Origin of the sequence: Variovorax sp. KK3, assembly GCF_001984055.1 — a bacterium.
Classification (GTDB): domain Bacteria; phylum Pseudomonadota; class Gammaproteobacteria; order Burkholderiales; family Burkholderiaceae_C; genus Variovorax.
Window position 1 is genome coordinate 87,668 of sequence record NZ_LYVO01000010.1, and the last position, 25,374, is coordinate 113,041.

A 25,374-nucleotide genomic window follows, 5' to 3' on the forward strand; every position below is an offset into this window, starting at 1 on the left:
AGAGGACCACGGTGACAGCAGAAACCAACCCCACCCGCTTCGGCAGCGGCCAGGCCGTCCGACGTCTCGAAGACGAAAGTCTTCTCGCCGGTGCCGGCCGCTACACGGACGACGTCACATTGCCCGGTCAGACCCATCTGGTCTTCGTGCGTTCCCCGTATCCGCACGCGCGGGTGACATCGGTCGACACCGCTGCTGCTGCTGCGATGCCCGGCGTGTTGCGCGTCCTCACCGGCGCCGAGCTGGCGCAGGCCGGCGTGCAGCCACTGCCGGGCGCCGCGGCCTTCAAGCGTGCCGACGGCTCCGACTGCGCCTCGCCGCCGCGCCACGTGCTGGCCACCGACACGGTGCGCTTCGTGGGCGAGGCGGTGGCGGCCGTGATCGCCGACACCTGGCGCGAGGCGCGCGATGCCGCGGAGGCCGTGATGGTCGACTACGAAGAGCTGCCGATGGTCGTCGAAACGCAGGCCGCGGTGGCCGACGGCGCGCCCCAGGTCTGGCCGGCCGCCACCGGCAACATCGCCGCCGAGATGCGCCACGGCAGCACCGAGGCCGCCAGCGAGGCTTTCGCCCGGGCCGAGCACGTGGTGTCGCTGGACGTCGTCAACCAGCGCGTGGTCGCGTTGACCATCGAGCCGCGCTCGGTGCTCGTCGACGTCGACGCCGCGTCTGGCCGCCTGTCGGTGCGCATGAGCACCCAGATGCCTTCGGGCGTGCGCAACTCGATCTGCGACGCGATCGGCCTCGAGCACAAGCAGGTGCGCGTGGTGGTCGGCGACGTGGGCGGGGGCTTCGGCATGAAGACCGGCGCCTACCCTGAAGACATCGTGGTCGCCTACGCCGCCCACGTGCTGCGCCGACCGGTCAAGTGGGTGGCCGAGCGCAGCGAGGAATTCCTGTCGACCTCTCACGGCCGGGACATCGAGGCGCTGGCCGAACTGGCGCTCGACGCCGACGGCAAGATCCTCGCCCTGCGCATCCGCACGCTGGCCAACGTCGGCGCCTACGCCACCGGCACCGGCGTCGCCATCCAGTTGCTGATCGGGCCATGGGTGCAGACCAGCGTCTACGACATCCAGACCATCGACTTCGATTTCCTGGCGGTGCTCACCAACACCGCCCCCACCGGCGCCTATCGCGGCGCTGGCCGTCCCGAGGCCATCTACACCATCGAGCGGCTGATGGACGAGGCCGCCCGCCAGATCGGCATCGACCGCATCGAGCTGCGCCGCCGCAATTTCATCCAGCCGGAACAGATGCCCTACACCAACCCGATGAAGCAGACCTACGACACGGGTCGCTTCGAACAGGTGATGGATCGCGCCCTCACGCTCGCCGATTGGCAGGGCTTCGACGCCCGTGCCGAGGAATCGCGAAGCAAAGGCCGCCTGCGCGGGCTCGGCATCGCGACCTTTCTCGAGTGGACCGGCGGCAACGTCTTCGAAGAGCGCGTGACGGTCGCCGTCCAGGCCGATGGCGTGATCGAGGTGTTCTCGGCCGTAAACGCCATGGGGCAGGGCATCGCGACCACGTTGGCGCAACTGGTGGTCGATGCCTTCGGCGTGCCGATGGACAAGGTGCGCATCGTGCTCGGCGACACCGATCGCGGCGATGGCTTCGGCAGCGCCGGCTCGCGCTCCATCTTCACGGGCGGCTCGGCCGTCCGCGTGGGCGCGGAGCGCACCATCGACAAGGCCCGCACGCTCGCGGCGAAAGAGCTCGAAGTGGCGGCCGAAGACCTGCAGTACGCAGAGGGCGCATTCCAGGTGCCCGGCACCGACCTGCGGCTCGACCTGTTCGCACTGGCCGGCCGCCAGCCCGAACGCGAGATCTTCGTCGACTCCACCAGCACCGTCGCCGGCCCGACCTGGCCGAACGGCTGCCACATCTGCGAGATCGAGATCGACGCGCCCACCGGTGAGATCGGTGTGGTCGCCTACGCCTCCGTCAACGACGTGGGCCGTGTGATCAACCCGCTCATCGTGCGCGGCCAGCTCGAAGGCGGCGCCGTGCAAGGCATTGGCCAGGCGCTGTGCGAGCGCGTGGTGTACGACGCCGAAACCGGCCAGCCGCTGACCGGCAGCCTGATGGACTATGCCGCGCCGCGCGCCGAGATCATGGGCGCGATGATGAAGACCGAGATGGACGAGAGCACGCCCTGCAAGAACAACCCGCTGGGCGTGAAAGGTGTGGGCGAGCTGGGCACCATCGGCGCTACGCCCGCGGTGGTGAATGCCGTGGCCGATGCGCTGGCGCGCGCCGGCATGGAAGCGCTGACCGAGCGCCTCGACATGCCGCTGACCTCGGCGCGCATCTGGCAGCTGATGCAGACCGGCCCCTGAGCGCCGGGTCGTCCGTCAGAAGTCTTCGAGCGGCAGGCCCACGTAGTTCTCGGCCAGCGAGGTCGACGCCGCGCGCGAGTTCACCAGGTAGTCGAGCTCGGCCTCCTGGATCTTTTGCCCGAATTCGCCGGTGTCCGGAAAGCGGTGCATCAGCGACGTGAACCACCACGAGAAGCGCTCCGCCTTCCAGACCCGGCGCAGGCACAGCTCAGAGTAGCGGTCGAGCGCCGAGGCGCTGCGTTCGCCGTAATGGATCTCGAAGGCGCGAGACAGAAAGCCGACGTCGGCCGTCGCCAGGTTCAGGCCCTTGGCGCCCGTCGGCGGCACGATGTGCGCCGCGTCGCCCGCCAGGAAGAGCTTGCCGAAGCGCATTGGCTCGGCCACGAAGCTGCGCAGCGGTGCGATGCTCTTCTCCAACGAAGGACCGGTCACCAGCCGTTCGCGCGCTTCGGGGTCCAGGCGCAGGCGCAACTCGTTCCAGAAGGCTTCGTCGCTCCACTTTTCCACCTTTTCCTCCACCGGCACCTGCACGTAATAGCGGCTGCGTGTGGTGCTGCGCATGCTGCACAGTGCGAAGCCGCGCTGCGTGTTGGCGTAGATCAGCTCGTGCGACACGGGCGGCACGTCGGCCAGCACGCCGAGCCAGCCGAAAGGGTAGATTTTTTCGTAGGTATGGATGGCGTCGGCCGGCACGCTGGCACGGCTCACGCCGTGGTAGCCGTCGCAGCCGGCGATGAAGTCGCACTGGATCTCGTGCGTGGCACCGTCCTTCTCGTAGCGCACCGTCGGCCGCTCGCCGTCGAAGTCGTGCAGGCTCACGTTGGACGCGCTGTAGATCGTCGTCAGACCCTCGGCTTCGCGCGCATTCATCAAGTCGTGCGTCACCTCGGTCTGGCCGTACACCGTGACCTGCTTGCCGCCGGTCAGCCCGTGCAGGTCGATGCGATGGCGCGCGCCCTTGAACAGCAGCTCGATGCCTTCATGCGGCAAGCCTTCGGATTTGGCGCGGCTGTCGACGCCGGCGCGTGCCAGCAGGTCCATGGTGACCTGTTCGAGCACGCCGGCGCGGATGCGGCCCAGCACGTAGTCGGCGGTCTGGCGTTCGACGATCACGTTGTCGATGCCGGCCTTGAACAGCAGCTGGCCGAGCAGCAGTCCGGCCGGGCCGGCGCCGATGATGGCGACCTGGGTGCGCATGAATGTCTCCTGTTTAGTCGATGGACCGAGCGTAGGGCGCAGTGCGCTTTCGAGGGTGCCGACAACGCATGCTCTGTGCGATGATGAGGCCGCCTGCGCGATGATCGCGCAACACTTGCAGCCTCCCTCCTGCCGTACCCGAGCCGCACATGACCATCGCCAAGCCGGACTTCATCGAAGGCATCGCCAAGGGCATGGCCGTGCTGGAAAGCTTCGACACCGAGCGCCAGCGCCTGAACGCCACCCTGGCCGCCGAGCGCGCCGGGCTGACCCGCGCCGCGGCCCGGCGCCACCTGCTCACGCTGGCCCACCTGGGCTACCTCGAAACCGACGGCAGCTACTTCTGGATGGCGCCGAAAGTGCTGCGCTTCTCGGGCAGCTACCTTGCATCGTCCCGGCTCCCGCGCGCATTGCAGCCCACGCTCAACCGGCTGGCGGCGCAGACCGGGGAGTCGTTCTCGGCCGTGGTGCTCGACAGCGAAGAGGTGGTGATCGTCGCGCGCAGCGGCAGCTACGGCACGCCGACGCGTGTGCTGGCCTACGGCCTGCACCTGGGCGCGCGCCTGCCCGCGCATGCGACCTCGACCGGCCGCGTGCTGCTCGCGGCCATGAGCGCGGGCCAACTCGCCCAATGGCTCAAGGGGCGCGCGCTGCCGCGGCTCACGCCGCACACCGTCACCCAGGTGCGTGCGCTGCGGCAGCGCATCGCCCAGGTGCGCAAGGACGACTATTGCTTCGCCAGCGAGGAACACGAACTCGGCGTGCAGGCATTGGCCGTGCCGCTCCGCGACATGCAGGGGCACACCGTGGCCGCGCTCAACGTGGTGCTGTCCGGCGCGCGCTACCCCGAAGAAGCATTGCGCCGCGACATGCTGCCGCTGCTGTTCGAGGCCGCGCGGGAGGTGCGTTCGCTGCTCTGAACTTCACCGTCGCTACCATCTCGAACACCATTTTTCGGACGAACCCGTCATGCGACTGCTGCTGCTGGAAGACGACGTGATGATCGGCGAGGCCGTGCTCGACCTGCTGCGGGCCGAGAACTACGCGGTCGACTGGGTGAAGGACGGCGACACCGCCGACACCGCGTTGCGCACCCAGCAGTACGACCTGGTCCTGCTCGACCTGGGCGTGCCGCGGCGCGATGGGCTGGAGGTGCTGCGTGCCCTTCGCACGCGCAAGCAGCGCATGCCCGTGCTCATCGCCACGGCGCGCGATTCCGTGCAGCAGCGCATCGAGGGCCTGGATGCCGGCGCCGACGACTACGTGCTCAAGCCCTACGACCTCGACGAACTTCTGGCGCGTATCCGTGCGCTGCTGCGCCGTGCATCGGGGCGTGCCGAGCCCGTCTACGAACACATGGGCGTCAGCATCTACCCGACCACGCGAGAAGTCACGGTGAATGGCCAGTCCGTCGTGCTGTCGGCACGCGAGTGGGCCGTGCTCGAGCCCTTGATCGCACGGCCGGGCATGGTGCTGTCGCGCGCGCAGTTGGAAGAAAAGCTCTACGGCTGGAAGGACGAGATCAGCAGCAACGCGGTCGAGGTCTACGTGCACGGATTGCGCAAGAAGCTCGGCGCAGACCTGATCCGCAACGTGCGGGGCGTGGGGTACATGGTGCCCAAGTAATGAAGTCTCTACGCGCGCGCCTCCTCCTGTTTCTGCTGGCGGCCATCGTGCTCGCCGCGGGTGTGCAAGGCTTCGTCGCCTACCGCACGGTGCTCGAAGAAGCCGACCAGATCTTCGACTACCACATGCAGCAGATGGCCCTGTCGCTGCGCGCCGGCTTGCCGCCGAGCGCGGCCGTCAGCGGCCTGGGCGACAGCGAGGAGAACTTCGAATTCGTCGTGCAGGTGTGGACCCTCGACGGCCAGCGCATCTTCGAATCGGCCGCGCAGGCCGCGCTGCCGCAGCGCGCGGTGCTGGGCTTTTCCAACGTCCGCGCGCGCGGCACCACCTACCGCGTGTTCTCGCTGCAGAGCCGCACGCTGGTGATCCAGGTCGCGCAGGACATGGCTGCGCGCCGCAACATGGCAGGCACCTTGGCATTGCGCACCGTCGGACCCATCGCGCTTGCGGCACCGCTGCTGATGCTGGTCGTGTGGTGGGTGGTGAGCCGTTCGCTGGCGCCGGTGGCGCGCGTGCGCGGGCAGGTCGCGTCGCGGCAGGCGGACGACCTGTCCCCGGTCAGCGACGACGGGCTGCCGGAGGAAGTGCGCCCGCTGGTGCAGGAACTCAACCTGCTGTTCGATCGCGTGCGGCGCGCCTTCGAAGCGCAGCGGCATTTCGTGGCCGATGCCGCGCACGAACTGCGCTCACCGCTCGCGGCACTCAAGCTTCAGGTGCAGGGGCTGCAACGCGCGCACGACGATGCCGCGCGCGACCTGGCCGTGGGCCGGCTCGCGGCCGGCATCGACCGTGCGACCCGGCTGGTCGAGCAGATGCTGGTGCTGGCCCGCCAGGAAGCCAGCGCCGCCGCCGGCTCGCCGATGGAAACCGTGGACCTGCGCGAGGTCGCGCGGCTCGCGCTGTCCGACGCGATCGCCGCGGCACAGGCGCGAGGCATCGATGTCGGCATCGCCGACGCCGACGACGATGCCGCGCAGGTGCAAGGCCGCCTCGAGCCGCTGCGCACGCTGCTGCGCAACCTGCTCGACAACGCCATCAAGTACACGCCCGAAGGCGGTCGCGTCGACATCCGCATCGCGCGCCGCAACGGCGCCAGCGAACTCATCGTCGAAGACAGCGGGCCCGGCCTGCCCGAGGATGAACGCGGGCGCGTGTTCGACCGCTTCTACCGCTCGGGCGAGCCGCAGGCACCCGGCAGCGGCCTCGGCCTGTCGATCGTCAAATCCATCGCCGAGCAGCACAACGCGGGCCTGGGCATCGGGCGTTCCGAGGCCTTGGGTGGCCTGCGCGTGGTGCTGCGTTTTCCTTCGGATGTTTTAAGACGGGCCTAAGCGACTGCGCCGACATTCCTTTCCATCGTGTTTCAACTGGCACCTCGAAAGGAAGCTTCATGAAAGTCCGTCTGAACTCGCCCCGCGCGCTCGCGGCCGCGCTCGCCGCCGCCGGCGTGATCGGTGCCGTCGGCGCGGGCGCCTACACAAGCGCCAGCGCCCTCGGTACGTCGGCCGCCGCGCCTGCCGCGGTGGCCCCGACCGCCGCGCCGCTGGTCACCATGCCCGACTTCTCGGCCATCACCTCGCGCGACGGCCCGGCCGTGGTCAACATCAGCGTCACGGGCACCACCAAGACCTCGATGCAAGGCGGTGTGCCCGGCATGGACCCGGACGACCCGATGTACGAGTTCTTCAAGCGCTTCGGCGGCGGCGCCGGCCCGCGCGGCCAGCAGCGCGACACGCCCGTGCGTGGACAGGGTTCGGGCTTCATCGTCAGTGCCGACGGCGTGATCCTCACCAACGCCCACGTGGTGAAGGACGCCAGCGAAGTCACCGTCAAGCTCACCGACCGTCGCGAGTTCCGCGCCAAGGTGGTCGGCTCGGATGCCAAGACCGACATCGCGGTGCTCAAGATCGAGGCCAAGAACCTGCCCACGCTCTCGCTGGGCAGCAACAAGGACCTCAAGGTCGGCGAATGGGTGCTCGCCATCGGCTCGCCCTTCGGCTTCGAGAATACGGTGACGGCCGGCGTGGTCAGCGCCAAGGGACGTTCGCTGCCCGACGACAGCTACGTGCCCTTCATCCAGACCGACGTGGCGATCAACCCTGGCAACTCGGGCGGCCCGCTGCTCAACACGCGCGGCGAGGTGGTGGGCATCAACTCGCAGATCTACAGCCGCAGCGGCGGCTTCCAGGGCGTTTCCTTCGCGATTCCGATCGACATCGCGATCCAGGTGAAAGACCAGATCGTCGCCACCGGCAAGGCCACGCATGCACGGCTGGGCGTCGCGGTGCAGGAGGTGAACCAGACCTTCGCCGACTCCTTCAAGCTCGACAAGCCCGAGGGCGCGCTGGTGTCGAACGTCGAGAAGGGCGGCCCGGCCGACGAGGCGGGCCTGCGCTCGGGCGACGTGATCCGCAAGGTCGACGGCAGTCCCATCGTCGCCTCGGGCGACCTGCCGGCGCTCATCGGCCAGAAGAAGCCTGGCAGCCGCATCACGCTCGATGTCTGGCGCCAGGGCGAGCGCCACGAGATCAGCGCCCGGCTCGGCGACGCAGCCGAGAAGACGAGCACCGTCGCGAAGAACGAGGCCGGCCCCGGCAACGGCAAGCTGGGCCTTGCGCTGCGCCCGCTGCAACCGCAGGAGCGACGCGAGGCGCGCGTCGACGCCGGCCTGCTGATCGAGGACGCGGGCGGCCCCGCTGCGCTGGCAGGCGTGCAGCCCGGCGACGTGCTGCTGGCCATCAACGGCACGCCGGCCAAGAGCGTCGAGCAGGTACGCGAAGTGGCGGCCAAGGCCGACAAATCCGTCGCCTTGCTGATCCAGCGCGACGGCGACCGGATCTTCGTGCCGGTGCGCCTGGGGTGACGAAGGCGGGCGTCGGCGTGGCGCCCGTCACGCTGCCACACGGCCGGGGAGGTGTGGCAGCGATACATCGTGCAAAAGTGCCTTGTCGCAAATTGTTAACCTGTAACAATTCGCCGGAGCAATTGAATAAGAGGTTTCCCCCATGGCACTCCGCGACCTTGCACTGACAGTTCTCGAACTCGAGCCCTTTGAATTCCATTGGGTTCTGATGGAGGCCGTGGTGGCGGAATCCGAGGAATGCCTGGTCTATCGGCCGGTCGATTCCTCCACCCAGGGGCTGCCCGACTACTCCGAGGCGCTGATCCAGGGGGCTTCCGCGCTGCGCGTGCTGCAGGGCCTGGCGCCCTTCGGCAAGCCTGTCGCCCCCACGGGCATCCTCGGCGGTTCGCCCAAGGCGCTGTCGACGCGCCTGGCCCCCGCAGAAGATTCGCAGACGCCGACCGAAGCGGATTCCTGCATGCTGACCACCGACCATTCGCTGCTCTGAGCCGCAACGGCAACCGCAAGCAAGCGCAACCGCAACTGCAACCGCACTCGTCACAAACAAGCGCGAAACCATAGGCGCAGCAGCACGAAGCCGCCGACAGGCCTCAGTCCAATTCGGCGCGGCGCGGCATGTCGGCACCCCGGCGTGAGCAGGTAATCGCGGCGGCCCGCGACGCGAAGCTGAGCAGCGCCGCCAGGCCTGCGGCATCGAGCCCGTCCAGTCCGTCGGAACTCAGCGCATCGTGCTCGTCCAGCCAGGTCAGCAGCGCCGCCTGAAAGGTGTCGCCGGCACCCACCGCATCCACCACCTTCACCGTGACGGCCGCGCCCGTTTCATGCAGCTTCCGCGTCCAGGCTTCGCTGCCGTGGGCGCCTCGCGTGAGCACCACCAGACCGGCGCCGGCGCCGAGCCAGCGCCGCGCCATCTCGGCCGGCGGGACATCGGGGTACAGCAGGCCCAGGTCTTCGTCGCTCACCTTGACGATGTGCGCCAGGCCAGCCATGGCCTCGACCGTTTCGCGCCAGCGCGCCAGATCGGGTTCGACGTTGAGCCGCACGTTGGGGTCGTAGGCGACGAGGCAGCGGCCCCGCTCCCGGGCCGCCAAGGCGCGCAAGGCGCTGCCGACGGGCTCGACCACCAGCGCGTAAGACCCGAACTGGAGAACACGTGCTTCGGCAGGCAGCGCAGGCAGGTTGTCGGTGGTGATCGCCCGGTCGGCCGTGCCGTGCCCGTAGAAGGTGTAGCGCGGCGTGCCGGCGGCGTCGACGCTGACCACGCTCAGGGTGGTAGGTGCATCGCTGCGGACGACCAGCCCGGCGTCCACGCCTTCCGCCGCCAGCGCCTGCAGCAGCCGCTCGCCGGCCGCGTCGCGCGACAGGCCGGTCAGCAATGCCGCCGGCCGACCGAGTCGCGCCAGGCCGACCGCCACGTTGAAGGGCGAGCCGCCGATGCGTGCATCCAGGCGCAGGCCGGTGGGCGTCGCCTCCTGCACGTAGACATCCATCAGCGCCTCGCCGCACACCACGAACATGTCAATCCCCCTTCGATGAATCGGATGAGTCGCCCGAGGCACCGGCCTCGGCGAAGAACGGCCGCAGCCGCGCGTAGAGCGCCTTGAAGCGCGCGTGGCGCGTGCGAAGGCTGTCGGCCGCCGCATGCCTCGGCTCGAAGCGGCGCCGCACCGCCGGGCGCAGGCACACCTGGTCGGCCTGTCCGCCGTCCGCCAGCCAGGCCAGCCGTGCCGCGCCGAGTGCCGCGCCGGCTTCGCCGCCTTCGCAGATGGCCAAGGGCGTTTCCAGCACGTCCGCCAGCAGTTGCGCCCACCAACTGCTGCGCGCACCGCCGCCGACCAGCACCAGGTCGCCCGCCGGCCTGGCGAGCGTGTCCAGCCCGTCGCGCAGGCCCATGCCGACGCCCTCGGCCACGGCATAGGCGATCTCTGCCGGCCCGTGCGCATGCGTCAGGCCGAAGAGCACGCCCTGCGCATCGGCGTCGTTGTGCGGCGAGCGTTCGCCCGACAGGTAGGGCAGGAACAGCGGCGCTCCCCGGCGCGCTTCGTCGCCGAGCGTGGCGGCCGCGGCCAGCAGCGAAACCGCGTCGCCGAGCCCGAAGCTGCGTGCGGCCCAGTTGACGGCGCTGGAGGCCGAAAGCATCACGGACATCTGGTGCCAGCGGCCGGGCAACGCGTGGCAGAAGGCATGCACAGCCGCTTCGGGCCGTGGTTCGAAGCGATCGCTGCAGACGAAGATCACACCCGAGGTACCGAGCGACACGAAGCCCTGGCCTGCATCGACGAGCCCCATGCCGACCGCGCTGGCCGCGTTGTCGCCACCGCCGCCGGCGATCACGACGCCCGGCGCCATCCCCCATCGCTGCGCCAGCGCGGGTTCGAGCCGGCCGGCCGGCGCGCTGCCTTCGACCAGCCGGGGCATCTGCGCGCGCGTGAGGCCGCAGGCTGCGAGCAATTCGTCCGACCAGTCGCGCGCGCCCACGTCCAGCCACAGCGTGCCCGAGGCGTCCGACATGTCGCTGGCCAGCTCGCCTCCGAGCCTGAAGCGCAGCCAATCCTTGGGCAGCAGCACGTGCGCGATGCGTTCGAACAGCGATGGCTCGTGCTCGCGCATCCACAGCAGCTTGGGCGCGGTGAAGCCCGGCATGGCCAGATTGCCGGCGATGGCGGCCAGGCGCGGCACCTGTTCGGTGAGTCGACGGCACTGCGCGGCGCTGCGCCCGTCGTTCCAGAGGATGGCCGGGCGCAGCACCTGATGCTGCGCATCCATGACGACGGCCCCGTGCATCTGGCCCGACAGGCCGATGGCGCGCACGGCCTTCAGCGCTGCGGGTTGGGTCCGCCCCAGTTCGGCCATCACGGCCTCCACTGCTTCCCACCACTGCGAAGGGTGCTGTTCCGAATGCAGCGGCGCGGGCCGGCTGACTTCGAGCGATGCCCGCGCCATGCCGACGATGCGATGGTCGTCGGCCAGCAGCAGGGCCTTCAGCTCGGACGTGCCCAGGTCGAGCCCAAGGTACATGGCGGTACGGTCCACGCCTGGTCAGGCGCCGAAAAAGCGGTGGTCGCTCTGGCGCCTGAATTCGGTCGGCGTCATGCCCTTGATCTCCAGGAAGCGACGGTTGAAGTTGGCCACGTTGTTGAAACCGACCTGGTAGCAGATGTCGGTGACGTAGTGGTCCGTCTGCATCAGCAGGTGGCAGGCGCTGTTGATGCGCACGCGGTTGACGAAGTCAGTGAAGCTGTTGCCGGTGGACCGCTTGAAGAATCGGCTGAAGCGGCTTTCGCTCATGCCGAGCTCGGCGGCGATGTCGGACATGGCGATCGGCTCGGCCAGGTTGGAGGTGATGCGGTCGACGATCACGTTGATCTGGTCGACGCCGGCCTCGCCCTCGACGCCCTGCATCTGCACGTTGGACAACAGCCGGTAGTCGGTGCATTGGGCCAGGTCGGCCAGGTAGTCGCAGAAGAGCGCGAAGCGGCGCAGGCCGCGCGCGCCCTTGACCGCGTCCCAGTGCGACTGCGCGCGTTCGGCCAGGCCGAAAAATTCGATGCCGTGGCGCGAGCGCTCCAGCAGCTGCAGCACCTCGCGCAGCTCCGGAATGCCGGCCGCCGCGGCTTCGATCGGCTCGTGGCGAAACTGGATCACCCGGTCGCGCCCCGCGGCGCCGCCGGCCGGTGCATCGAGCGAGATCCAGTTGTGCGGCAGGCGCGGCCCGCACAGCACCAGGTGCCCGGGTTGGAAGGGGCCGATCCAGTCGCCGATGAAGGCCTTGCCCGATGTTTCGGTGATGAGGTGCAGCTCGTATTCCTCGTGGAAATGCCAGCGCACCAGCGGGCTCGGAAAGCCATGGGCGAGGCAGCGCACCAGGCCGGCTTCTTCGGCGGCTTCGTAGCCGAGCGAGGGCGAGCGCGCGATGTCGCGTTCGAGTTCGGGCTCGCGGTGACGGGGCAGGTGGCGCTGTCGCACCGATGTCATGGCCGTGTTCTCCACACCTTCAGCTCATGACGTTACCACCGTCGACATTGAGCGTCTGTGCGGTGATGTACCGAGCCTCGTCGCTGGCCAGGAAGACGGCGGCGTCGGCGATCTCGGCCGGCACCCCCATGCGGCCGAGCGGCACCTCCAGGCCGACCAGGCGCTTCTTCTCGCCGGGCTGCAGGCCTTCGTGCCGGGCGAACAGGGCATCGACCTGGTCCCACATCGGTGTGTCGACCACGCCCGGCGAAATGGCATTGACGCGAATGCCGTGCGGCGCCATGGCCAGCGCCGCGCTCTGGGTGTAGCTGATGACGGCGGCCTTGGTCGCGCAGTAGTGCGACACCAGCGCCTCGCCGCGCCGGCCGGCCTGCGATGCCATGTTGATCACCGAGCAGCCCGGCGCGCCGTGGTCGACCATGTGCTGCAGCACCCGCTGCATCACGAAGAACAGGCCTTTGACGTTGACCGCGAACAGGCGGTCGAACGAAGCTTCGTCGCTGTCGAGCAGCGGTGCCATGTCGAAGACGGCGGCGTTGTTGACCAGCGTATGCACCGGCCCCCCGGCGGCCTGCGCCGCCTCGAGCAGGTGCGCCACCGAATGGGCGTCCGTCACGTCCGCCGGCAGATAGACGACCTGCTTCGGATGGACGCGCTGCAACACGGCCACGCCGTCCGGCGGCGCCGGCGCGCGGTCGACCAGCGTGCAACGCGCGCCTTCCAGCAGGCAGGCTTCGGCGATGGCGAGGCCGATGCCGCCGCCCGCGCCGGTGACGAGCACGTGGCGCCCCTGCAGACGATTCGTCATGTCGGCGTGCCCTCGATGAAGGCCCGGACCCGGACCGCAGCGTCGCGCACAGCCGCGGTTAGGCGCGCGTCGCCCGCGACCTCGCCCCACAGGCCGGTGTCGCCGCACAGCGCGGCGACCGGATCGGGCGCCGCGCAGATCGCATGCGCGGTGGCCTCGTCCATGACCTGGTCCTGGTAGGTGTAGGGCAGGGCGCCTGCGTGCCAGCGCTGCAGGAAAGCCAGGAACAGCGCCGGCAGCATCGCGACGCTCGCGATGCTCTGGTCGCGCGCCAGGCGCTCGCGCACGGTGGGCGCGATGAAGCCCGGAATCTTGGAGAAGCCGTCCATCGCCACGCGCTGGTTGGTGTCGCGGATGGCCGGGTTTCCGAAGCGGTCGAGCACCACGTCGCGGTAGGCCGCCAGGTCGATCGGGCTGGGGCGCTCCGGCGTGTGCAGGCAGGGAATCACGTCTTCGGTAACGTAGTCGAAGGCCATGCGCCGGATGGCCGGGTCGTGCGTGCCTTCGTGGATGTACTGCAGGCCGATTAACGTTCCCGCCCAGGCGATGCAGCTGTGGCTGGCGTTGAGGATGCGGATCTTGGCTTCTTCGTAGGGAGCCACCGAGTCGACCAGCTCCACGCCCACGCGCGCCCAGTCGGGGCGGCCGTTGATGAAGTCGTCCTCGATCACCCACTGCGTGAAGCGTTCCGCCGTGACCGCTGCGGCGTCGTCGTTGCCCGTGGCTTGCCGCACGCGCTCGCGCAACTCGGGCGGCGGGCGCGGCGTGATGCGGTCGACCATCGCGTTGGGGCAGCGGGTGTTGTCGCGCACCCAGTCCGCCAGGTCTTGCTGGCCGGCAAGGCCGATGAACTCCAACAAGCCGCGGCGGAAGCGTTCGCCGTTGTGGCGCAGGTTGTCGCAATTGAGCAGCGTGAGCGGCCCCGCATCGGCGCTGCGCCGGGCCCGAAGGATCGCGCAGGCGGCACCGTAGATGGTCTGGCCGGCCTCGCCGCGGCGGGCGCGTTCGAGATCCTGCGCCAGCTCCGCGGCGTCGAGGTCGAGGCGGTCGTGCGGATCGAGGTAGTAGCCGGCCTCGGTCACGGTGAACGACACGATGCGCGTGCGCGGATCGGCGCCGCGCACGATCACGCCGGCCAGCGACGCGTCCCAGGGCAGCACCTCGCGGATGGCGCCGATGCGCTGATAGCGGTAGTCGCCGGCCGGGGACACGGTTTCCACCGTGTAGCAGCCGTCTTGCGCGCGCAGGGCGTCGACCACCTCGGCCATGTCGGGCCGCAGGTTGGCACCCGAAATCGACCAGCGCGCATCGCCGGCCTCGATCAGCTGCTGCAGGTACACCGCCTGGTGCGCGCGATGGAAGGAGCCGAGTCCGAGATGCAGGATCACGAACTCCGAGATCGGAAGGACGGGCATGTGTGCTCTACGCCGCGACCGCGCGGCCTTCCTGGTTGAAGAAGTGCAGCACCGAAGGATCGAGCTCGACACTCACCGTATCGCCCGCATGCAGCGGCGTGCGCTCGTTCTGCCGCGCCACCAGCGGCACGCCGCCCACGTCGACGTGGATCAGCGTGTCGGCACCGAGCGCCTCGACCAACTCCACGCGACCCGGTGCGCCGACGCCGCTTTGCGGGTGCACGCGCAGGCCCTCGGGCCGCACGCCGAGGAAGCCGTCGGTCGGCAGCCGGCCGTTGACCTGGGCCGAAAAGCTCGGGATGGCGCGCGCCTGCACCATGTTCATCGACGGCATGCCGATGAACTGCGCGACGAACTGGTTGGCCGGACGGTCGTAGAGCTCCATCGGCGTGCCGACCTGCTCGATGAGCCCGTCGCGCAACACCACCACGCGGTCGGCCAGCGTCATCGCCTCGACCTGGTCGTGGGTGACGTAGATGCTGGTCGCGCCGAGCGCGCGGTGCAGCTTGCTGATCTCGACGCGCGTGTTGCCGCGCAGCGCGGCGTCGAGGTTGGACAGCGGCTCGTCGAACAGGAAGACCTTCGGCGCGCGCACGATCGCGCGGCCGATCGCCACCCGCTGGCGCTGGCCGCCCGACAGCTCCTTGGGCGTGCGCTGCAGGTACTGCGTCAGGTTGAGCTGCTTGGCCGCGTACTCGACCTTGGTCTTGATCTCGTCCTTGGGCACCTTGGCCAGCTTGAGCGCGAAGGACATGTTGTCGTACACGCTCATGTGCGGATAGAGCGCATAGCTCTGGAACACCATCGCCAGGTCGCGCTTGCCCGATGGCGTGCGCGTGATGTCGCGGCCGTCGAGCGACAGCGTGCCGCTGGTGATGGGCTCGAGCCCGGCGATCAGGCGCAGCAGCGTCGACTTGCCGCAGCCCGAAGGACCGACGAAGACGATGAACTCGCCTTTCTCGATCTGCAGGTCCACGCCCTTGATGACGTGGGTGTCGCCGAAGCTCTTCTTGATGTTGTCGAGTTGGAGGTAGGCCATTCAGGTCTCCTTGTTCATTTGACGGCGCCGAAGGTCAGGCCTTGCACCAGCTGCTTTTGACTGAACCAGCCGAACACCACGATCGGCGCGATGGCCAGCAGCGAGGCGGCCGAGAGCTTGGCCCAGAACAGGCCTTCGGGGCTGGAGTAGGAAGCGATCAGCACCGCCAATGTGCCGGCCTTGGCCGAGCTCAGGTTGAGGGCCCAGAAGGCCTCGTTCCAGCTCAGCACCAGGCACAGCAGGCCGGTGGAGGCCAGGCCGCCGATCGACAGCGGCATCACCACGTTGCGGAACTCGGTCCACAGCGTGGCGCCGTCCATGCGCGCGGCTTCCAGGATCTCGGGCGGAATGTCCTTGAAGCTGGTGTACAGCATCCACACCATGATCGGCAGGTTGGACAAGGTGAACACCACCACCAGTGCGGTGCGCGAGTCCAGCAGGCCGGCGGTCTGCGCGAGCACGTAGATGGGCACCAGCGCGCCCACGGCCGGCATCATCTTGGTGGAGAGCATCCACATCAGGATGTCGCGCGTGCGCTTGGTCCGGAAGAAGGCCATCGAGTAGGCCGCCGGTGCCGCGATCGCCAGGCCGAGGATGGTCGAGCCCACGCTGGTGATGATCGAGTTCTTGGCGAAGAGCAGGTAGTCGCTGCGCCGCTGCACCTCGGAGAAGTTGTCCATCGTCGGCTCGAAGATGAACAGCGGCGGCACGTGGATCGCCTGCAACTCCGTCTTGAACGCTGTGAGCACCAGCCAGCCCAGCGGGAAGAAGAGCAGCAGTGAAAGCACCCATGCACCGGCGGTGCGCAGGATGACGGGAACGATGCTGTCGGTTTGCATGGTGATCGCTCCCTCAGTCCAGGCTCTTGCCGATGATGCGGATCAGGAAGGCCGCCACGATGTTCGCCAGGATCACCGCGAACAGCGCGCCCGCCGATGCCACGCCCACGTCGAAGTTCATCAGCGACTGCTTGAAGATCATGTACGTGAGGTTGGTGCTCTCGTTGCCCGGCCCGCCGTTGGTGGTGACCGCAATCTCGGCGAAGACCGAGAGCAGAAAGATCATCTCGATCATGATGACTACCGCCATCGGCCGCGCCAGGTGCGGAATGGTCAGGTAGCCGAAGCGCTGGATGGCGCTGGCGCCGTCCATGCGTGCAGCTTCCATCTGCTCGCGGTCCAGCGACTGCAGCGAGGTGATGAAGATCAGGCAGGCGAAGGGCAGCCACTGCCACGCCACCATGATGATCACCGACAGCAGCGGCACGTCGGTCAGCCAGTCGACCGGCTCGGCGCCGAACATGCGCCACACGTCCGCGAGCACGCCGTAGATGGGGTTCATCATCATGTGCTTCCACAGCAGCGCATTGACCGTGGGCATGACGAAGAAGGGCGAGATCAGCAGCACGCGCACGATGCCTTGCCCGGGGAAAGGCTCGTTGACCAGCAGCGCCAGCAGCACGCCCAGCACCACCGTGCTCACGATCACGCTGCCGATCAGCAGCAGGGTGTTCCATACCGCCGGCCAGAAGTCGGGGTCGGTGATGAAGTAGTGGAAGTTCTCGAAGCGGGCGAAGGGATGGTCGCCCGGCTGCATCAGGTTGTAGTTGACGAACGAGAAGTAGATCGTCATCGCGAGCGGCACGATCATCCAGAGGAAGAGCGTGATCACCGCCGGCGCCATCAGCATGCGCGGCAGAAAGCGGTCGGGGGCGGTGTTGTTCTTGTTCTTCTTCCCGCTCTCGGAGAAGCCGGGACGTGCCGGCGCGTCGTCCTGTGCGGACGGCACGCCGCCGGCCCGACCCTCCCCCGCGGAGGAGGGTGTGAGCGAGCTCACTTGTAGTACCCGGCTTTCTTCATCTCGCGCTCGGCCGCCGTCTGGGCGGTCTTGAGCGCCTGGTCGACCGAGGTCTTGCCTGCCAGCGCCGCGCTCATCTGCTGCCCGACCGCCACGCCGATGGCCTGGAACTCGGGAATGGCCGCGTACTGCACGCCGACGTAGGGCGACTTGGGCAGCGTGCTGTCGGTCGGGTTGGCGGTGTCGATGGCCTTCTTCTCGGCCTCGGCGAAGCGCGCCGCCTTCATGAACTCGGGGTTGGCGTAGGTCGACTTGCGCGTGCCGGTGGGCACTGCGTTCCAGCCTTGTTCCTTGGCGACGAGCTTGATGTAGTCCTTGGAGGTCGCCCACTTGATGAAGGTCTGCGCGGCGTCGACCTTCTGCGAGCCCGCCGGAATCGCGAGCGCCCAGGCCCACAGCCAGTTGGCGCCCTTGGGCGTGACGGCGACCGGTGCCTGCGCGAAAGCCACCTTGTCGGCCACCTTCGACTGCTTCGGGTCACTCACGAAGGACGCCGCGATGGTCGCGTCGACCCACATGCCGCACTTGCCCTCGTTGAAGAGCGCGAGGTTCTCGTTGAAGCTGTTGGCCGACGCGCCGGGCGGGCCGTAGGCTTTCATCAGGTCGACGTAGAAGCTGATCGCGTCCTTCCAAGGCTTGGAGTCGATCTGCGGCTTCCAGCTCATGTCGAACCACTGGCCGCCGTTGGTGTTGACCATCGTGGTCAGCAGGGCCATGTTGTCGCCCCAGCCGGGCTTGCCGCGCAGGCACATGCCGTACACGCCGGCCTTCGGGTCGTGCACCTTGCCGGCGAGTTCCTTCACCTGCGCCCAGGTCGGCTGGTCGGGCATCTTGAAGCCCACCTTGTCGGCCAGATCCTTGCGGTACATGAGCATCGAGCTTTCGCCGTAGAAAGGCGCGGCGTAGAGCTTGCCGTCCGCCGACAGGCCGGTGCGCATGGCGGGCAGCAGGTCGTCGACGTCATAGGCGGCGTCGGTCGCGATGGGGTTGAGCCAGCCCTTCTTGGCCCAGATGGGCGTCTCGTACATGCCGATGGTCATCACGTCGAACTGGCCGCCCTTGGTGGCGATGTCGGTGGTGACGCGCTGGCGCAGCGTGCCTTCTTCGAGCGTGACCCACTTGAGCTTGATCTCGGGATAGGCCTTCTCGAAGATCGGCGTGAGCTTCTGCATCTCGATCATGTGGCCGTTGTTCACGGTGGCCACGACCAATTCGGTGGCCGCATTGGCGGCCAAGCCGACACCGGCCAGTGCGAGCAGCAGACCGGCCTTCTGAAAACGCTTCATGTGTTGTCTCCTTGGGGTTGGCGACGAGGCAGTCGCTCGCGCCGATTCTGGAGACTCCAGCTTGCCGAATTGGTACTGGTATTGCCTGGATCGATACTTGGATGCACCGATCGCTCAGTGACTTCCCTAGTTTTGGCAACTATGGATGCATGAGAGCAGGGCGTACGAGCCCGCCCTGCCGGGGGCTCGGCTTACTTGCCGAGGTATTGGCGAACGGCCTGCACCGACGTGCCCGCCGCTGCCACGGCGGCCCTCAACTGCGACTCGCTCACGCCGAGGGTCTGCGTCCAGTAGCGAAGCTCGTGGACTTCGCTGACGTTGATGCGCGACCGGTCCTGCGGCCCGCGATTGCTCAGATCGTCTGCCATGTCTTGTCTCCTTGCGCTTGTGAATGCGCCGGAGTGTGTGTAGCTCGTGCACGCAACGTGGCCGGACCAGGGCGCGTGCGGCTGCAAGAGGGAAGCTGACGTCGACGACGGCAGACCGGCGCATGCCCATGCCTGTCTGCTGAATCCGTCGCCTCGTCGACCGCGTATCTGGAGCAGCTTGCTGCGTCGGTGCAGCGGGCATCCCTACCCGGAGCACATCATGCAGATCATCACTCGTCGCGTCGTTTCCCACATCGCGTTTGCCACGGCCGCGCTGTGCGCCGCAGCTGGCGCCCAGGCCTTCCAAGGGGAGCAGAATCCGCTGCCTCCGCAGACCTTCCAGTCGACGCTTTCACGCGCGGCGGTACAGCAGGAGGCGCGGCGCCCCGTGCAGATCAGCAACGGCGGTACCGGTGTGGCGATGCTGGCGGGCATGGCCGATCGCGCGACCGTGCGCGCGCAGGCTTTGGCGATCAGCGCCAAGGGGCCGGCGACCTATGGAGAAGTGCAACGCTGAGTCACAGAGCGTGAGGGCGCGCGGGGCAGCCCGGGAGCGGAACATTTCAGCCCTTGCGTTCCTTTTTCTCCTTGTCGGGCCTGCTCCAGAACACCGGAATGTCTTCACGCGCGCACAGCACGCGCGCTTCCATCTCGGACAACTCGGTCACCGTGACACCGGACTCGGCCGAGTCGTCCTCGATGGGAGGACGCGTGAGCGGTGCTGGTTGGCTGACGTCTGGCAGGTCGCGACGCTTCTCACCCTTCTTGGCCGCGCCCCTTCGTCGAAAGAAGAAGAGCATGGATGCCACTATGAGCCCGAGCCGGGGCTCCGGCGTGCAGAGCGGTCATGAAGTTGTGTCGGACGGCAACGCGTCGAACACCGCAGACAAAGAAAAAGCCCTGCAACCGGTGGGTAGCAGGGCTTTGAGTGCCGTGAGGCTTGTAGGTGGCTCCTCGACCTGGGCTCGAACCAGGGACCTACGGATTAACAGTCCGGCGCTCTACCGACTGAGCTATCGAGGAACAAGCCTCAGATTATAGCCCGCTTTATGGGCTGATCTGGAGCCATCGGCACGCACGATGCAAAAGTGCGAAAAATTTTCAGCCCTGCTTCTCCGACATGGCGGCCATCAAGCGCGCTGCTGCGGCTTCGGGGTCGGCTTCGGCGACCAGGGCGCGCACGACGGCCACCGAACCGACGCCGGTCGCCAACACCTCTGGCAACCTTTGCGCATCGACGCCGCCGATGCCCACTTGCGAATAGCCGCGCATGAGGCGCGCATAGGCTGCCAGGCGCGCCACACCCTGCGGCGCGGTCGCCATCTGCTTGAGCGTGGTCGGGTACACCGCGCCCATGGCGATGTAGCTCGGGCTCACCGCATCGGCCCGGACCATCTCCGCGTAGCCATGGGTGCTGACGCCCAGCCGAATGCCCGAAGCGCGGATGGCCTGCAGGTCCTGCGGGCTCAGCGCATCGAGGTCTTCCTGGCCCAGGTGCAGGCCGTAAGCCTTGGCTTCGATGGCGTCGCGCCAATGGTCGTTGATGAAGAGCAGCGCATTCGTGCCGCGCACCGCGTCCACGGCCGCCTTCACTTCGCGCTGGATCGCATCGCGATCGTCGGATTTGAAGCGCAGTTGAACGGTCGGCACGCCGGCACGCGCCATTCGGCCGACCCAGGTGGCATCGGGCAGCACGGCGTAGAGGCCGAGCTTGTCGGGGCAGGCCGGGAAAGCGTCGCCGCGAGCCGTCGGCGGAAAGGGCCGCATGCCGAAATCGGCCGGCGTGGCGGGCCATTCGTTCGCATCGAAGCGGCCTGTGCCCTGGGTCTGCGCATGCCACGCACGGGCCAGGCATTCGGCATCGACGTCGATGAAGCCCAGCGCCGCACAGGCGGACTTGGCGCCGCGGTACACCGCGTCGTCGCCGGAGAAGGAAGCCGGGCTCCCGCCCGATTGGCCGAAGCGCGCCGCATGCGCCGCCAGAATGTCGCGCGTGATCTCGTGCTGGTCGTTCATGGCTTGCTTCGTCACTGTGAGTTGGCGTGATGCCAGAAGGGCGTGCCCAGCACCGGCGTGCTGGGCTGGGCGGATTCCTGCGCGGCCATGGCGCCGGCCAGGTGTGCGCTGCGCCCTGCCTGCACCGCGTCGGCGAAGGCACCGGCCATGGCGACCGGGTCTTGCGACAGCGCCACTGCCGTGTTGAGCAGCACGCCGTCGTAGCCCCATTCCATCACCTGGCACGCATGCGAAGGCAGCCCCAGGCCGGCGTCGACCAGCATGGGCACGGTCAATCGCTCGCGCAGCACCTGCATGGCATAGGGGTTGACGGGCCCGCGGCCGGTGCCGATGGGTGCGGCCCACGGCATCACCGCCTGGCAGCCCACGTCCACCAAGCGCTGGCAGAGCACCAGGTCTTCGGTGCAATAGGGCAGCACGTGAAAGCCGTCGCGCACCAGTTGCGAGGCGGCGTCCACCAGGTTGAGCGTGTCGGGCTGCAGCGTGTAGTCGTCGCCGATGAGCTCGAGCTTGATCCAGGGCGTGTCGAACAACTCGCGCGCCATCTGTGCGGTGGCGATGGCTTCCTGCACGCTGTGGCAGCCGGCGGTGTTGGGCAGCACGGGCACGTCGAGCCGCCGCAGCAGATCCCAGAAGCCGTTGCCTTCGCCGCTGGTGCCGGTGGTACCTGGCGAGGCGGTCTGCCGGCGCAGCGAGGCGGTGAGCATCGCCGGCTTGGCACGGCGCACTGCGGCTTCGAGCACGTCGGGCGAGGGGTAGCGGGCAGTGCCGAGCAGCAGCCGGCTCTGGAAGGCCTGGCCGTACAGCACCAGGGCGTCGTTGGCGTTCGTTGTCATGGCGTGTCTCCGTTGTTGATGTCAGCCGCCCGTGACGGGGCGGATGACTTCGATGCGGTCGTCGGGTTGCAGCAGATGCGAGGCATAGCTCGAGCGCGGCACGAACTGGCGGTTCACCGCGGCCGCGAAAGGCGGAACGGCTTCGATGAGCGCGATGGCATCGGCCAGCGTGGCGCGGTCGGGCAGCGTCCGGGGGTTGTCGTTGATCAGGACGTTCATGATGGGCTTGTCTCTTCGAGGCAGTCCGGCAGCGCGAAGCGCGGTGCAAGCGCCGAGCGGCCGTCGCGCAGCAGCTCCAGCGCCACGTCGAGTAGGGCCGGCGCGATCATGAAGCCGTGGCGGTACAGGCCGTTGATCTGCATCACGCCCGGCCGCGGCTGGCGAAAGGCCGGCAGGTTGTCGGGCAAGGTGGGGCGGCACTGGGTGGCGATTTCGAGGATGCGCGCTTCGGCGAAGCCGCTGTGCACGGCATAGGCCGCGCTCAACAGTTCGAGCGTGGAGCGCACGCTGGCCGGCGACATGTCTTCCGATTCGATCTCGGTGGCGCCGATCACGAACACCTGGCCCGGCTTGGGCGCGATGTACAGCGGATAGCGCGGATGCACCAGGCGCGTGGGCCGCGTCAGCGTCACTTCGGGCGCATGCACGCGGATCACTTCGCCACGCACGCCGCGCAGTGCGCTCCATTGCGGCCGCGCGCCCAGGCCGCGGCAGTCGATGACGCGTTCGTCCGTGCGCGGCGACACGTCGTCGAGGCTGCGTGGCGAGTGCCAGTGCAGCGCGACGTTCGGCATGGACTGCAGCGTGTCGAGCAGGGCGGCGAGCAGTTCGCGGTTGTCGAGCTGGCCTTCTTCAGGCAGCAGCCATCCCTGAGCGAATCGCTGGCCCAGTGCGGGCTCGAGCGCGGCGATGCCGGTGGCGTCCAGCGTCTTCATGGCCGGCAGCTCGGGCACCTGTTCGCCGGTGCGTGCCAGCACGCGCGCAAGCCGCGCAGCCTCGGCGGCATCCTGCCGGTGCCACAGCACCAGCGTGCCCTGGCGTTGAAAGAACACCGGCCGCGCCAGCTCGGCGAGCAGCGCCGGCCAGCGGTCGAGCGCATGGTGGCCCATTCGCACGACAGAGGGCGGTGCGACGGCCGATTCGGCCAAGGGCGCGAGCATCGCCGCCGCGACGCGCGCTGCCGCGCCGTCGGCTTCCGGGCCGCTGGCATCGAAGAGCTCGACGCGGCAGCCGGCGCGGGCGAGCGCGACCGCGAGCAGGCGCCCCATGAGGCCGGCGCCGAGGATGGTGGCCGAGCGGAAGGGCATCATGGCTCTTGCTCCGCGAGGGCACCGCCACGTGGCCGATAATTTTCCGCATGACTGCAGCATCTTCCCGATACGCCCGCGTGCTTTCCATTGCCGGTTCCGACAGCGGCGGCGGCGCCGGCATCCAGGCCGACCTCAAGACCTTCGCGGCGCTGGGCTGCTACGGCATGACGGCCATCACGGCGCTCACCGCGCAGAACACGCTCGGTGTTTCCGGCATCCACGGCGTGCCGCCCGACTTCCTCAAGGCACAGATCCGCGCGGTGGTCGAAGACATCGGCGTCGACGCGGTCAAGCTCGGCATGCTGCTTGCGCCCGAGGTGGTCGACGTGGTGGCCTGGGCCATCGACCACTACAAGCTGCCCAACGTGGTGCTCGACCCGGTGATGGTGGCCACCAGCGGCGATCGGCTGATCGCCCAGGAAACGGTGCAGGTGCTGGTGCGCGAACTGTTCCCGCGCGCCATCGTGGTCACGCCCAACCTCGACGAAGCGGCGCTGTTGATCGGCCATGCGATCGACGGCGTCGATGCGCTGGACGACGCGGCCAGCGAACTGCTCGCGCTGGGCGCGCGGGCCGTGCTGCTCAAGGGCGGCCATCTGCCCGGCAACGACATCGTGGACCTGCTGGCCGAAAGCGACGGCGAGCGCCTGCGCCTGTCGTCCGAACGCATCGCGAGCCGCAACCTGCACGGCACCGGCTGCACGCTGTCGTCGGCCATCGCTTCGCACCTGGCGCTGGGCTACGACTTGCCCGAGGCCGTGGAGCGCGCACGCGGCTACGTCGTCGCCGCGATGGCGGCGGGTGCGGACGTGCAGGTCGGTGCAGGCCACGGACCCCTCAACCACGGCTTTGCGCCAGTGCCGACGGTCCGCCTGCCGTCGCCTGGCGCGTGAGCCAGGCCAGCACGAAGGTGAAGACCAGCGTGGGCAAGGCCGACCCGAGCTGAGGCGTCCAGCGGGCACAGGCGTGATAGACCGCGATGCCGGCGATCCAGATCAGCGCGGCGACCAGGTCGACGCGGCGCGTGCCGGTCGAGGTCGGCGCCTCGCCGGTGCCCAGCCGGCCGAGGATCACGCCGTAAAGCGGCACGAAGACCGAACTCAGCAGCAGCAGGAAGGGCTCGAGCGTGTGCATCGGCAGCACCAGCGCGAAGGCGATGCACAGCACGGCGAGCGCGATGCCCCAGCGCTTGACGCTCCACCGCGGCTTCAGGCTGTGGGCCGAGACCGAACCCGAATACACGTCGCCGTAGGCGTTGTCGAGTTCGTCGATGAGGATGAGGCCCAGCGCCACCAGCCCGCCTTGTGCCAGCAACAGCGCCGTCACGAGGTTGCTGCCCGGCTCGGCCGCGCTGACCACCATCACGCCCAATCCGTAGCACGAGATATTGGCCAGCGCATACCCGAGCCAGGTGCCCGAGAAAGCGCTGCCCAGGCCACCCGTGCTGCGCTTGCCGTGGCGCGCATAGTCGGCCACCAGGGGCAGCCACGAGACGGGCATCGCAATGACCAGGTCGAGCGCGCTGAAGAGGCCCATGCCGCCGCTGCCGGGACGCGACCAGAAGGACTCCCAGCCTTTGGCGTGCAGTTGCCCAGCGAACTGCCAGGTGAGCCACAGCAGCGACAACACCACCAGCGGCAGCCCGAAGCGGCTGACGAAGCGCCGCACCAGCTTGACCATGGAGCCGGCCAGCAAGGCCAGCAGCACCGCACCCCAGAGCAGGGTGGTGAAGAGGCCACCCAGAACGCCGTCGAGCGACCAGCCGAAGGCCTGCTTGCCGATGGCCTGAGTGCCCTCGCGCATGATGACCAGCTCGAAGGTGGTCCAGCCGATCAGTTGCACGATGTTGAGCAGCACGGGCAGCCGTGCGAAGGCGCTGCCGTAGGTCGCATGCATGAGGCCGGCGCTGGCCAGGCCGCTCTCGCAGCCCACTCGAGCTGTCCAGGCCAGCAGGCCCGCGCCGATGCAGGAGCCGAGCACGATGGCCAGCACCGCGTCGCGCGTGCCGACCGCGGGCACGAGGTACGCGCCGATCTGCATCACCAGCAGCCCGACGCCGAGGCTGAACCACAGCGACAGATGGTCGTGCCAGCGGAACACGCGACTGCCGGCGGCCAGCGGCGTCAGCGCTTCGTTGTTGTCATTCGTGAATGCCATCCATTTGCTCCAATGCAAAACGTTTGGCAGGTGGGCAAGGCCACGGCGGCAAGACCGCCACGCGAGAAGAGACAAGGACGTGGCGGCCGCCGGACCAGCTTCCCTGCGCGAGGATTACCTCAGTCAGGTTCAAAGGGACTCTCTCAGCCTGCCTGCAACACGATATGTCACGGGTCGGCACCCCTAGCGTTTGCTTCAGTCGGTCTGGCGAAGCGAGGCCGATTGTAGGCCTGTGCTTGGTCAGTGGCGGAATCGGGAGTCCTAAAGCGGCTTTGAGGG

At 68.4% G+C, this 25,374-nt stretch carries 25 protein-coding genes, 1 tRNA gene and 1 riboswitch; of the genes, 8 read left to right on the plus strand and 18 right to left on the minus strand.

What is annotated here, in order from left to right; all coding sequences use genetic code 11:
* The first annotated feature begins 11 nt into the window (after positions 1-11).
* Positions 12-2,342, plus strand: a complete 2,331-nt coding sequence (locus B0W80_RS07390) for a xanthine dehydrogenase family protein molybdopterin-binding subunit (protein ID WP_076998475.1) — start codon at positions 12-14, stop codon at positions 2,340-2,342.
* A 15-nt stretch (positions 2,343-2,357) separates the two neighbouring features.
* Here B0W80_RS07390 and pobA read toward each other — a convergent pair whose 3' ends face one another.
* Entirely contained in the window at positions 2,358-3,539 is a 1,182-nt protein-coding gene (pobA, locus tag B0W80_RS07395) for a 4-hydroxybenzoate 3-monooxygenase (protein ID WP_076998476.1), read from the minus strand.
* Positions 3,540-3,688: 149 nt separating this feature from the next.
* Here pobA and B0W80_RS07400 point away from each other — a divergent pair, with 149 nt between their 5' ends.
* The 5 genes from B0W80_RS07400 to B0W80_RS07420 all read left to right on the plus strand — a co-directional run bounded on the left by B0W80_RS07400 (position 3,689) and on the right by B0W80_RS07420 (position 8,515).
* Complete coding sequence (locus B0W80_RS07400; protein ID WP_076998477.1) at positions 3,689-4,459, plus strand: IclR family transcriptional regulator C-terminal domain-containing protein; 771 nt, start codon at positions 3,689-3,691, stop codon at positions 4,457-4,459.
* A 49-nt stretch (positions 4,460-4,508) separates the two neighbouring features.
* The gene (locus B0W80_RS07405) at positions 4,509-5,165 is read left to right on the plus strand and encodes a response regulator transcription factor (RefSeq protein ID WP_076998478.1); all 657 of its coding nucleotides are present in this window, start codon (positions 4,509-4,511) and stop codon (positions 5,163-5,165) included.
* Entirely contained in the window at positions 5,165-6,496 is a 1,332-nt protein-coding gene (locus B0W80_RS07410; RefSeq protein WP_076998479.1) for an ATP-binding protein, read from the plus strand. The genes B0W80_RS07405 and B0W80_RS07410 overlap by 1 nt, the downstream gene beginning before the upstream one ends.
* Before the next feature lie 59 nt (positions 6,497-6,555).
* A complete protein-coding gene (locus B0W80_RS07415) occupies positions 6,556-8,028 on the plus strand; it encodes a DegQ family serine endoprotease (protein WP_076998480.1) in 1,473 nt (490 codons plus the stop codon).
* 142 nt (positions 8,029-8,170) lie between these two features.
* A complete protein-coding gene (locus tag B0W80_RS07420; protein ID WP_143684514.1) occupies positions 8,171-8,515 on the plus strand; it encodes a hypothetical protein in 345 nt (114 codons plus the stop codon).
* Between the two features lie 103 nt (positions 8,516-8,618).
* Here the strand turns inward: B0W80_RS07420 and B0W80_RS07425 are convergent, their stop codons facing one another.
* The 10 genes from B0W80_RS07425 to B0W80_RS07470 all read right to left on the minus strand — a co-directional run bounded on the left by B0W80_RS07425 (position 8,619) and on the right by B0W80_RS07470 (position 18,776).
* Positions 8,619-9,545 (minus strand): carbohydrate kinase, encoded by a 927-nt coding sequence (locus B0W80_RS07425; RefSeq protein WP_076998482.1) that lies wholly within the window; start codon positions 9,543-9,545, stop codon positions 8,619-8,621.
* A gap of 1 nt (position 9,546) precedes the next feature.
* On the minus strand, positions 9,547-11,046 hold the full coding sequence (gene xylB / locus B0W80_RS07430; RefSeq protein ID WP_076998483.1) for a xylulokinase: 1,500 nt from the start codon (positions 11,044-11,046) through the stop codon (positions 9,547-9,549).
* 21 nt (positions 11,047-11,067) lie between these two features.
* Positions 11,068-12,003 carry an AraC family transcriptional regulator gene (locus tag B0W80_RS07435; RefSeq protein WP_076998484.1) on the minus strand — a complete coding sequence of 312 codons (936 nt, stop codon included), beginning with the start codon at positions 12,001-12,003 and terminating at the stop codon, positions 11,068-11,070.
* A 19-nt stretch (positions 12,004-12,022) separates the two neighbouring features.
* Positions 12,023-12,811 carry an L-iditol 2-dehydrogenase gene (locus B0W80_RS07440; RefSeq protein ID WP_076998485.1) on the minus strand — a complete coding sequence of 263 codons (789 nt, stop codon included), beginning with the start codon at positions 12,809-12,811 and terminating at the stop codon, positions 12,023-12,025.
* A complete protein-coding gene (dalD, locus tag B0W80_RS07445) occupies positions 12,808-14,226 on the minus strand; it encodes a D-arabinitol 4-dehydrogenase (protein ID WP_179106850.1) in 1,419 nt (472 codons plus the stop codon). The genes B0W80_RS07440 and dalD overlap by 4 nt, the downstream gene beginning before the upstream one ends.
* A gap of 7 nt (positions 14,227-14,233) precedes the next feature.
* A complete protein-coding gene (locus B0W80_RS07450) occupies positions 14,234-15,265 on the minus strand; it encodes an ABC transporter ATP-binding protein (RefSeq protein WP_076998486.1) in 1,032 nt (343 codons plus the stop codon).
* Between the two features lie 14 nt (positions 15,266-15,279).
* Entirely contained in the window at positions 15,280-16,104 is an 825-nt protein-coding gene (locus B0W80_RS07455; RefSeq protein WP_076998487.1) for a carbohydrate ABC transporter permease, read from the minus strand.
* A gap of 13 nt (positions 16,105-16,117) precedes the next feature.
* Positions 16,118-16,954, minus strand: coding sequence for a carbohydrate ABC transporter permease (locus B0W80_RS07460; RefSeq protein WP_076998507.1), 837 nt, complete (start codon positions 16,952-16,954; stop codon positions 16,118-16,120).
* A 143-nt stretch (positions 16,955-17,097) separates the two neighbouring features.
* A complete protein-coding gene (locus B0W80_RS07465; protein ID WP_076998488.1) occupies positions 17,098-18,408 on the minus strand; it encodes a sugar ABC transporter substrate-binding protein in 1,311 nt (436 codons plus the stop codon).
* A 191-nt stretch (positions 18,409-18,599) separates the two neighbouring features.
* On the minus strand, positions 18,600-18,776 hold the full coding sequence (locus B0W80_RS07470) for a DUF3606 domain-containing protein (protein WP_076998489.1): 177 nt from the start codon (positions 18,774-18,776) through the stop codon (positions 18,600-18,602).
* A 220-nt stretch (positions 18,777-18,996) separates the two neighbouring features.
* Here B0W80_RS07470 and B0W80_RS07475 point away from each other — a divergent pair, with 220 nt between their 5' ends.
* Positions 18,997-19,293, plus strand: coding sequence for a DUF4148 domain-containing protein (locus B0W80_RS07475; RefSeq protein ID WP_076998490.1), 297 nt, complete (start codon positions 18,997-18,999; stop codon positions 19,291-19,293).
* Between the two features lie 46 nt (positions 19,294-19,339).
* Here B0W80_RS07475 and B0W80_RS07480 read toward each other — a convergent pair whose 3' ends face one another.
* The 6 genes from B0W80_RS07480 to B0W80_RS07505 all read right to left on the minus strand — a co-directional run bounded on the left by B0W80_RS07480 (position 19,340) and on the right by B0W80_RS07505 (position 22,938).
* Positions 19,340-19,576, minus strand: coding sequence for a hypothetical protein (locus B0W80_RS07480; RefSeq protein WP_076998491.1), 237 nt, complete (start codon positions 19,574-19,576; stop codon positions 19,340-19,342).
* Between the two features lie 147 nt (positions 19,577-19,723).
* A tRNA-Asn gene (locus B0W80_RS07485) sits at positions 19,724-19,799 on the minus strand.
* Between the two features lie 78 nt (positions 19,800-19,877).
* Positions 19,878-20,792 (minus strand): thiamine phosphate synthase, encoded by a 915-nt coding sequence (locus B0W80_RS07490; protein WP_076998492.1) that lies wholly within the window; start codon positions 20,790-20,792, stop codon positions 19,878-19,880.
* A gap of 11 nt (positions 20,793-20,803) precedes the next feature.
* Positions 20,804-21,628 carry a thiazole synthase gene (locus B0W80_RS07495; protein ID WP_076998493.1) on the minus strand — a complete coding sequence of 275 codons (825 nt, stop codon included), beginning with the start codon at positions 21,626-21,628 and terminating at the stop codon, positions 20,804-20,806.
* A gap of 21 nt (positions 21,629-21,649) precedes the next feature.
* Positions 21,650-21,847, minus strand: coding sequence for a sulfur carrier protein ThiS (gene thiS, locus B0W80_RS07500; protein WP_076998494.1), 198 nt, complete (start codon positions 21,845-21,847; stop codon positions 21,650-21,652).
* Entirely contained in the window at positions 21,844-22,938 is a 1,095-nt protein-coding gene (locus B0W80_RS07505; protein ID WP_076998495.1) for an FAD-dependent oxidoreductase, read from the minus strand. Before B0W80_RS07505 ends, thiS begins: the two co-directional genes overlap by 4 nt.
* 47 nt (positions 22,939-22,985) lie before the next feature.
* Between B0W80_RS07505 and thiD the strand changes: the two genes are divergently transcribed.
* Positions 22,986-23,831 (plus strand): bifunctional hydroxymethylpyrimidine kinase/phosphomethylpyrimidine kinase, encoded by an 846-nt coding sequence (thiD, locus tag B0W80_RS07510; RefSeq protein ID WP_076998496.1) that lies wholly within the window; start codon positions 22,986-22,988, stop codon positions 23,829-23,831.
* Here the strand turns inward: thiD and B0W80_RS07515 are convergent.
* Complete coding sequence (locus B0W80_RS07515) at positions 23,776-25,095, minus strand: cytosine permease (RefSeq protein WP_076998497.1); 1,320 nt, start codon at positions 25,093-25,095, stop codon at positions 23,776-23,778. The genes thiD and B0W80_RS07515 overlap by 56 nt on opposite strands.
* Positions 25,096-25,178: 83 nt before the next feature.
* Positions 25,179-25,290: riboswitch (TPP riboswitch) on the minus strand.
* Between the last annotated feature and the right edge of the window lie 84 nt (positions 25,291-25,374).